Raw genomic sequence first — 350 nt, forward strand, 5'->3', positions numbered from 1 at the left:
TCGACGATCTTGGCAACCACGCCAGCACCAACGGTACGACCACCTTCGCGAATCGCGAAGCGCAGGCCGTCTTCCATGGCGATCGGCTTGATCAGGGTAACAACCATTTTCACGTTGTCGCCCGGCATCACCATCTCAACGCCTTCCGGCAGCTCGCACGAACCGGTCACGTCAGTGGTACGGAAGTAGAACTGCGGACGGTAGCCCTTGAAGAACGGGGTATGACGGCCACCTTCTTCCTTGGACAGAACGTACACTTCAGCTTCGAACTTGGTGTGCGGCTTGATGGTGCCCGGCTTGGCCAGAACCTGACCACGCTCGACGTCATCACGCTTGGTGCCACGCAGCAG

General features: G+C 59.1%; 1 protein-coding gene. It reads right to left on the minus strand.

The annotated features are described in order from the left end of the window. On the minus strand, positions 1-350 hold a 350-nt coding region (locus EA798_RS20485), incomplete at both ends, for an EF-Tu C-terminal domain-related protein (protein ID WP_476748397.1).

Source organism: Pseudomonas songnenensis, assembly GCF_003696315.1.
Taxonomy (GTDB): domain Bacteria; phylum Pseudomonadota; class Gammaproteobacteria; order Pseudomonadales; family Pseudomonadaceae; genus Stutzerimonas; species Stutzerimonas songnenensis.